This is a genomic window from Pseudomonas sp. (assembly GCF_030696055.1).
GTDB lineage: Bacteria > Pseudomonadota > Gammaproteobacteria > Pseudomonadales > Pseudomonadaceae > Aquipseudomonas.
This window is the reverse complement of sequence record NZ_JAUYNP010000136.1, coordinates 1-6,972: the sequence shown is the minus strand read 5'-3', so window position 1 is coordinate 6,972 and position 6,972 is coordinate 1. Positions and strand designations below refer to the sequence as shown.

Sequence of the window (6,972 nt, the reverse complement as noted above, 5' to 3'; positions counted from 1 at the left end):
TGAGAAATTCGCTGCGGGTGGCGGCGTTTTCGCGGAATTCGCCGAGCATCACCGAGGTGACCATGGAGGAGTTCTGCTTCTCCACGCCGCGCATCATCATGCACATATGCTGGGCTTCGATGACCACCGCCACCCCCAGGGCGCCGGTGACCTGCTGGATGGCCTCGGCGATTTGCCGGCTGAGGTTTTCCTGAATCTGCAGACGGCGCGCGTACATGTCGACGATGCGCGCGACTTTCGACAGGCCGAGCACCTTGCCGTTGGGGATATAGGCGACATGGGCCTTGCCGATAAACGGCAGCAGGTGATGTTCGCACAGCGAGTACAACTCGACGTTCTTGACCAGCACCATTTCGCTGTTGTCGGAGCTGAACAGGGCGTCGTTGACGACTTCGTCGAGGTTCTGCTGATAACCGCGGCAGAGGTACTGCATGGCTTTGGCGGCACGCTTGGGGGTGTCGAGCAGGCCTTCGCGGGTGGCGTCCTCGCCGAGTTGGCCGAGTATCGCGGTGTAGTTTTGTTCCAGGGACATGATCTTCCTGTGGCACTAACGGCTATCGGATATAGATAAACAGAAGCGCAGGGTAGGGCGGCGCTGCCGGGCTGGCAAGAGTGGCGTGCGCCAGGGGCGCTCAGTTTTCCGCCGCCAGTGGCAGATTTTCCGCCCAGCTTTCGGCCCAGACGGTCAGTGGCAGAAACTGTTCGATCAGTTCCAGGCCGAGACGGGACAGCTGGTAACCCCGTTCGCCGTTCTCCACTAGCCGGGCTTCGCGCAGTTCATTTAAACGGGTATTGAGCACCGAGGGCGACAAGCCTTCGCAGCGGCTTTGTAGCTCGCGAAAGCTGGCAGGGGCCTGATGCAGTTCCCAGAGCACGCGCAGGCTCCAGCGCCTGCCGAGCAGATCGAGCAGCGCCATAATCGGCCGTCCCGTGCTGGAACCCCGAACGGGATGACCGGGTTTTGCTGCGCTCATTGTATCTCCTTGCTTCTTTTTTAGTAGCAGTCTAGATTGGCCTCGCTACGTTTTTAGTAGCTTAACAGCCGAACAGGAGATTTGCCTATGCACAGCCCGCGTATCCAACCCGTGCAGCCGCCTTATGCGGCCGACGTCCAGGCGGCGTTCGAGCGGGTCATGCCGCCTGGCGTGCCGCCCCTGAAATTGTTCCGCAGCCTGGCGCACAACCCACGGGTGCTGCAGCGCTTGATCGCCGGCGGCTTGCTCGATCGCGGCAGCATCAGCCTGCGTGAGCGCGAGCTGCTGATCCTGCGTACTACTGCGCGCTGTGGCGCTGAGTATGAGTGGGGCGTGCATGTCGCGGCCTTTAACGGCAAGGCCGGATTCAGCTCCGAGCAGATTGCCGATACCTGCGCCGTCACGCCGGACGCGCAGCTATGGAGCCCGGCGGAACAGGCGCTACTGGCATTGGCGGATAGCCTGCACGCGAGTTCGACTGTGGACGATGGCCTATGGCAGCGCCTCAGCGCGCAGTTTGGCCAGGATCAGCTGATCGAGTGCTTGCTGCTGGTGGGCTTCTATCATGCGGTGTCATTCGTGGTGAATGGCCTGCGGGTCGAGCACGAAGCCGATGCGCCACGCTTCCCGGGCTGAGTACAAGGCGCGGCTTACTCGTCGCGGCCATCCAGCATGGTGCGTTTGAGCATCACGTACACCGCGCCGGTGCCGCCGTGCTTGGCCAGGCAGGAGGTAAAGCCCAGCACTTGCGGATGCTGGCGTAGCCAGGTGTTGACGTGGCTCTTGAGCATCGGCTTGCGCCCGTCCATGCGCACCGCCTTGCCATGGGTGATGCGCACGCAGCGCACTTCCAGCTTGTTGGCCTCGGCGATAAATTCCCACAGGGTGTCGCGGGCTTTCTCCACTGTCATGCCGTGCAGGTCGAGGCTGCCCTCGAAGCTGATCTGGCCGAGCTTGAGTTTGCGCATCTGACCTTCCTGCACGCCGTTGGCCGCCCAGTACAGCGGGTCTTCGGCGCCTACGTCGATGACGAACTGGTCGGACAGGCCATCGACCTTGACCGACTCCACCCGCGCCGTGGCGGCCTGGCGCAGGGTGGCCAGTTGGGCGCGGTTGGGTTTGGCTTTGCCGGTATCGGCGCGTTCGTGCTTGATCGGCTTGACGCCGCGTAACTCGGCTTGGAACAGGGCGCTTTCGTTATCTTTTTCAGTGTCGTCTTGCATCTGGGCCTCCGCGAAGGCCGCTAGTGTAACCAAGCAGCCGGCTTTAGTGCTGCCCGGTCTTGGCAGGCTTCAATCGCGCTTTTTCATCAGGTGCGGCGCCATGCTCAGTTCGCTGGGGCGCCGCTGGCGGCGTCGACAGAGGCGCCAGAGCATAATCCCGACAAACAGCAGCACCAGCCCGATCAGCACAAAAGTGCCGGCGGCTGACGGGGAGTCGTTTAACGATCCCAGTGCCGTGGTGTGGCCAAACAGAGCGGCCGCTCCGGCCAGGCTCAGCAGCACGCCGAGGGTGGCGAGCAGCGCCGCCAAGACCGCGCCCAGGCGCAAACGCCAGCTAGTAGAACCGCGCGGACGCAAGCGGCGAGCATCAAAACCATCGGATAGCTTCATCCCGATTTTCCTCTGTGGGTATCGGCGGTATGACCCGCTGCTGTCGGTGGGGTTCCACGTAGCAGGCCAAGCATAGGTTGCTGGTGATCCGGCGGGCTTACAGCAGCGCGCTGGCGCGTGGCACCACGGCGGCGAAGTTGTCCGCCAGGGCGATCATTTCGGCGCGGTGCATCTCGGCGGCGCTGATCACCTGGCCGTCCAGAGTCGGCAGATCGCGGGTGGCGCAGGCGGCATCGACCAGGGTGCAGCGATAACCATAGTCCTTGGTCGCGCGGACTGTGGTGCTGATGCTGGAGTGGGTCATAAAGCCGCAGATGATCAGGTCCAGATGCCCCAGCGCCTGCAGGCGTTCATGCAGGTCGGTACCGGCAAAGGCATTGGGCATGCGCTTTTCCACCACTGTCTCGCCGGGCAAGGGCGCGGTTTCCGGCAGGTGCTGACCCCGTGGGCCGCGCGGGTCGAGCAGGCCGTCGGGTATGCCCAGGTGCTTGACGTGGACTATGGCGCTGCCCTGGGCACGGGCGGCGGCCAGCAGCTTGCCGATTTCCTCCAGCGCCGCATCCAGCCCGGGCAGTTGCAACACGCCGCTGCGGTACTCCTCTTGCGCATCGATGATCAGCAGGGTCGCATTGCTCAACCGGGCAGGGGCATGAGCGCGCCCGGTGAGCGCTAGCAGGGTTTGTGGGATGGACATGGCCGGGAACTCCAAACTGGCATGGGCAATTAGCTGCATTGTCCGCCTGCGCCGCGCCGCTGTGAACCTCTCTAGACCGCGATCTTGCCCATGGCCGGCTGGAACCTGGGGGTTTTCTACTGTGCTGCCCCCGCGCTCGGGGCCATGCCCATTGGCTTGTGCTCGCAAAAGGTGGAGGAGAATGCGGCAGAAGTTGGTACAAACTAATGTGCGCTGCTAGGCGCTCTACCGTGCCCGCGCGCCTTGATGTTCGGCACTGCGTGGTGGGCCATGGCTTGGGCTAGAATGCGCGGACTTTTACCCCGGAGACGCTCCCGTGACCGACGCTACGCCAGTTCTCAATACCCGCTTGCGCACGGTGCGCGATTACATCCGTTGGGCGGTGAGTCGCTTTCATGGCGAAGACCTGTTTTTCGGCCATGGCACCGACAATGCCTGGGACGAAGCCCGCCAGCTGGTGCTCGGCGCGCTGCATCTGCCCTACGAAATCGCCGACAGCTACCTCGATTGCCGCCTGGAAGATGACGAACATGCTCATTTGCATGCATTGCTCAAGCAGCGCATAGAGGCGCGTGTGCCGACCGCCTATCTGCTGGGCGAGGCCTGGTTCTGTGGCCTGCCGTTTATAGTCGATGAGCGCGTGCTGGTGCCGCGCTCACCTATAGCCGAGTTGATCGAGCAGCATTTCCAGCCCTGGCTGGCCGAGGAGCCGGCGCGGATTCTCGATCTGTGCACCGGTTCGGGCTGCATCGGTATCGCCTGTGCCTACGAGTTCCCGGAGGCCGAAGTGGTGCTGGGCGATCTGTCCTACGAGGCCCTGGAAGTGGCCAACCAGAACATCGAACGGCATGAGCTGGATGGGCGCGTCTACACCGTGCAGGGCGACGGCTTTGCCGGGCTGCCGGGCCAGCGCTTCGACCTGATAGTGTCCAATCCGCCCTACGTGGATGCCGAGGACTTCGCCGACATGCCGGCCGAATACCAGCATGAGCCGGCCCTGGGCCTGGCCTGCGGCGAGGACGGTCTGGATCTGGTGCGGCGCATGCTGGCGGAGGCGGCCGATCACCTCAGCGAGAAGGGCGTGCTGATAGTCGAAGTGGGCAATAGCCAGGTGCATGTCGAGGCGCTGTATCCAGATGTGGACTTCACCTGGCTGGAGTTCGAGCGCGGCGGTCACGGTGTGTTTCTGCTGGCTGCCCAGCAGTGCCGCGAGCATCAGGCGCTGTTCCGTTCGCGGGTTAATGGCTGACCCTTGGCTAAAGGCCCCGCATGGAGGTGATGCCGTTCACTTAAGGCAAGTGAGCGGCATTTTTGTGAGCACTGCTTGCTCAAGCTAGCCGCTAGGCGCGCAAGCCCATATTTTCCGCGCGGCGTAGCCAGCTCTGCCGCTGTTCTTCGGAAGAAGGACGTACCGGCGCGAACTCGGCCAGGCGGCGGGTCTTGATGCCGCTGAAACCGAGGATGGTGCGGGTCATCTGCCGATGGGCCGGCGCGCCGTAGATCCAGCGGAAGTACCAGGGCGGTGTATCCATGGTCACCAGCAGGTCGGCGGTACGCCCGCTGAGCAGCTTGTCCCACAGTTGCGAGCGATTGCGGTACTTGAAGGCGAAACCGGGCAGGAAGGTGCGGTCGAAGAAGCCCTTGAGCAGCGCCGGAATGCCGCCCCACCAGACCGGGTAGACGAACACCAGGTGTTCGGCCCAGTGAATCTGCCGTTGGGCTTCCAGCAAGTCCGGTTCCAGGGTCTGGCTCTGCTCATAGCCTTCGCGCAGTACCGGGTCGTAGCTCATTTCCCCCAGTTTCAGTTGGCGCACCACATGGCCCTTGCTGCGCGCGCCTTGGGCATAGGCTTCGCCCAGGGCGTGGCACAGGCCGGCGCTTTTCGGCGTGCCGAGAATCATCAGGATGCGTTTGCCATCGCCTTCCAATGGAGTGGCACCGCTTTTTACTTCCTCACTCATGTTGACCAGCCTCCAGCATGCTTGCGGGACGCACCCAGGCGTCGAATTGTTCATTGCTCAGATAACCCAGCTGTAGCGCGGCCTCGCGCAGGGTACAGCCGTCCTGATACGCCTTCTTGGCGATTTCTGCGGCTTTGTCGTAGCCGATATGCGGATTCAGCGCGGTGACCAGCATCAGGCCGCGTTCCAGGTGCGCCGCCATTTGTTCGGCATCCGGCTGCAGGCCGGCGATGCAGTGCTGCTGGAAGTTGTGACAGCCGTCGGCGAGCAGGCGTATCGATTGCAACAGGTTATGGATGATCACCGGCTTGAAAACGTTCAATTGCAGATGGCCCTGGCTGGCGGCAAAGCCGATGGCAACATCGTTGCCCAGCACCTGACAGGCCAACATCGACAGCGCCTCGCATTGGGTCGGGTTGACCTTGCCGGGCATGATCGAACTGCCCGGCTCGTTGGCCGGCAGGCGCACTTCGGCAAAACCGGCGCGCGGGCCGGAGCCCAGCAGGCGCAAGTCATTGGCCAGCTTCATCAGCGCCACGGCCAGGGTCTTTAGTGCGCCGGACAGTTGCACCAGCGGCTCGTGACCGGCCAGGGCGGCGAATTTATTCGGTGCGCTGACCAGCGCTAGGCCGCTCAAGGCCGCCAGCTCGGCGGCCATGGCTTCGGCAAAGCCTTGTGGCGAGTTGAGCCCGGTGCCCACCGCGGTACCGCCTTGGGCCAGCTCACAGACTGCCGGCAGGGCGCTCTGGATCGCCCGTTCGGCATAGCCCAGTTGAGCGACAAAGGCCGACAGCTCCTGGCCGAAGGTAATGGGGGTGGCATCCATCATATGGGTGCGCCCGGTCTTGACCAGCAAGGCATGGCGCTCGGCCTGTTCCTGCAGGCCATCGCGCAGCTCGCGGAGGGCGGGTAACAGTTGCTGCTGAACCGCATAAGCCGCCGCTATATGCATGGCGGTGGGGAAGCTGTCGTTGGAGCTTTGCGCGCGATTGACGTGATCGTTGGGATGCACCGGGCTCTTGCCGCCCCGCGCGCCGCCGGCCAGTTCGTTGGCACGCCCGGCGATCACCTCGTTGACGTTCATATTGCTCTGGGTGCCGCTGCCGGTCTGCCAGACCACCAGGGGGAACTGCGCATCGTGTTGCCCGGCCAGCACTTCGTTGGCGGCCTGTTCGATCAGGCGGGCGATATCGGCGGGCAGGTCGCCGATGCGTTGATTGACCCGCGCGGCGGCTTTCTTGATCAAGGCCAGGGCGTGCAGCACCGCCAGGGGCATGCGCTCCTGGCCAATGGCGAAGTTGAGCAGCGAACGTTGGGTCTGGGCGCCCCAATAGGCGTCATCGGGGACTTCGATGGGACCTAGGCTGTCAGTCTCTGTGCGGCTCATGGGGGCTCTCCGGATAGTTGCGCCAGGCCTGGCGGACATTGCGCAGTAGGACAGCGCTCAGTCCGCCAGGCTCCACGTTAGGCTACTACGGATGGCCAGAGGTTCCTCGCCCGATAGGGTCTGTTCCCGTTTCTTCGCGAGCCACGTTGCTGCGAAAAATCTCGCCAGGCTAGGCGTAGGACGCAGGTAATGGTTGTTCCCTTGCCAAGTCCTACAACACCGCATGGCGAGATTTTCCGCGCAACCCGTAGGGCCGGGCCAGTTTTAGCGCGGTGCTGCGTTTCTCGACACTCATTTGGAACAACCAAACTTCGTGTCTCGTGCCTTGCCTCGCGCTAAAACT

General features: G+C 63.2%; 9 protein-coding genes. 2 read left to right on the top strand and 7 right to left on the bottom strand.

Annotation, left to right across the window (positions count from 1 at the left end; genetic code table 11):
- Both folE and Q8Q83_RS08080 read right to left on the bottom strand, forming a co-directional pair.
- Nucleotides 1-532: GTP cyclohydrolase I FolE (gene folE / locus Q8Q83_RS08085; RefSeq protein ID WP_305622695.1), on the bottom strand; the 532-nt coding region annotated here is incomplete at its 3' end.
- A 100-nt stretch (nucleotides 533-632) separates the two neighbouring features.
- Nucleotides 633-974, bottom strand: a complete 342-nt coding sequence (locus Q8Q83_RS08080; protein ID WP_305622693.1) for a helix-turn-helix domain-containing protein — start codon at nucleotides 972-974, stop codon at nucleotides 633-635.
- 87 nt (nucleotides 975-1,061) lie between these two features.
- Here Q8Q83_RS08080 and Q8Q83_RS08075 point away from each other — a divergent pair, with 87 nt between their 5' ends.
- A complete protein-coding gene (locus Q8Q83_RS08075) occupies nucleotides 1,062-1,610 on the top strand; it encodes a carboxymuconolactone decarboxylase family protein (RefSeq protein WP_305622691.1) in 549 nt (182 codons plus the stop codon).
- 14 nt (nucleotides 1,611-1,624) lie between these two features.
- On the opposite strand, the gene Q8Q83_RS08070 is transcribed toward Q8Q83_RS08075, so the two are convergent.
- From Q8Q83_RS08070 to Q8Q83_RS08060, 3 genes are all read right to left on the bottom strand, one after another.
- Nucleotides 1,625-2,197 carry a Smr/MutS family protein gene (locus Q8Q83_RS08070; protein WP_305622690.1) on the bottom strand — a complete coding sequence of 191 codons (573 nt, stop codon included), beginning with the start codon at nucleotides 2,195-2,197 and terminating at the stop codon, nucleotides 1,625-1,627.
- A gap of 69 nt (nucleotides 2,198-2,266) precedes the next feature.
- Entirely contained in the window at nucleotides 2,267-2,587 is a 321-nt protein-coding gene (locus tag Q8Q83_RS08065; RefSeq protein ID WP_305622688.1) for a hypothetical protein, read from the bottom strand.
- A gap of 97 nt (nucleotides 2,588-2,684) precedes the next feature.
- Nucleotides 2,685-3,281: a cysteine hydrolase family protein gene (locus Q8Q83_RS08060; protein ID WP_305622687.1), complete on the bottom strand. Its 597-nt coding sequence runs from the start codon at nucleotides 3,279-3,281 to the stop codon at nucleotides 2,685-2,687.
- 316 nt (nucleotides 3,282-3,597) lie between these two features.
- On the opposite strand from Q8Q83_RS08060, the gene prmB reads away from it, so the two are divergent.
- On the top strand, nucleotides 3,598-4,530 hold the full coding sequence (gene prmB, locus Q8Q83_RS08055; RefSeq protein ID WP_305622685.1) for a 50S ribosomal protein L3 N(5)-glutamine methyltransferase: 933 nt from the start codon (nucleotides 3,598-3,600) through the stop codon (nucleotides 4,528-4,530).
- A 91-nt stretch (nucleotides 4,531-4,621) separates the two neighbouring features.
- Here the strand turns inward: prmB and Q8Q83_RS08050 are convergent, their stop codons facing one another.
- Nucleotides 4,622-5,242, bottom strand: coding sequence for an NAD(P)H-dependent oxidoreductase (locus Q8Q83_RS08050; RefSeq protein WP_305622684.1), 621 nt, complete (start codon nucleotides 5,240-5,242; stop codon nucleotides 4,622-4,624).
- Entirely contained in the window at nucleotides 5,235-6,629 is a 1,395-nt protein-coding gene (locus tag Q8Q83_RS08045) for a class II fumarate hydratase (RefSeq protein WP_305622682.1), read from the bottom strand. Before Q8Q83_RS08045 ends, Q8Q83_RS08050 begins: the two co-directional genes overlap by 8 nt.
- Between the last annotated feature and the right edge of the window lie 343 nt (nucleotides 6,630-6,972).

What these genes read in the sequence shown, in the direction of transcription:
- Q8Q83_RS08080 (WP_305622693.1), bottom strand. Translation starts at nt 974, where the DNA reads ATGAGCGCAGCAAAACCCGGTCATCCCGTTCGGGGTTCCAGCACGGGA.
- Q8Q83_RS08075 (WP_305622691.1), top strand. Translation starts at nt 1,062, where the DNA reads ATGCACAGCCCGCGTATCCAACCCGTGCAGCCGCCTTATGCGGCCGAC.
- Q8Q83_RS08070 (WP_305622690.1), bottom strand. Translation starts at nt 2,197, where the DNA reads ATGCAAGACGACACTGAAAAAGATAACGAAAGCGCCCTGTTCCAAGCC.
- Q8Q83_RS08065 (WP_305622688.1), bottom strand. Translation starts at nt 2,587, where the DNA reads ATGAAGCTATCCGATGGTTTTGATGCTCGCCGCTTGCGTCCGCGCGGT.
- Q8Q83_RS08060 (WP_305622687.1), bottom strand. Translation starts at nt 3,281, where the DNA reads ATGTCCATCCCACAAACCCTGCTAGCGCTCACCGGGCGCGCTCATGCC.
- Q8Q83_RS08050 (WP_305622684.1), bottom strand. Translation starts at nt 5,242, where the DNA reads ATGAGTGAGGAAGTAAAAAGCGGTGCCACTCCATTGGAAGGCGATGGC.
- Q8Q83_RS08045 (WP_305622682.1), bottom strand. Translation starts at nt 6,629, where the DNA reads ATGAGCCGCACAGAGACTGACAGCCTAGGTCCCATCGAAGTCCCCGAT.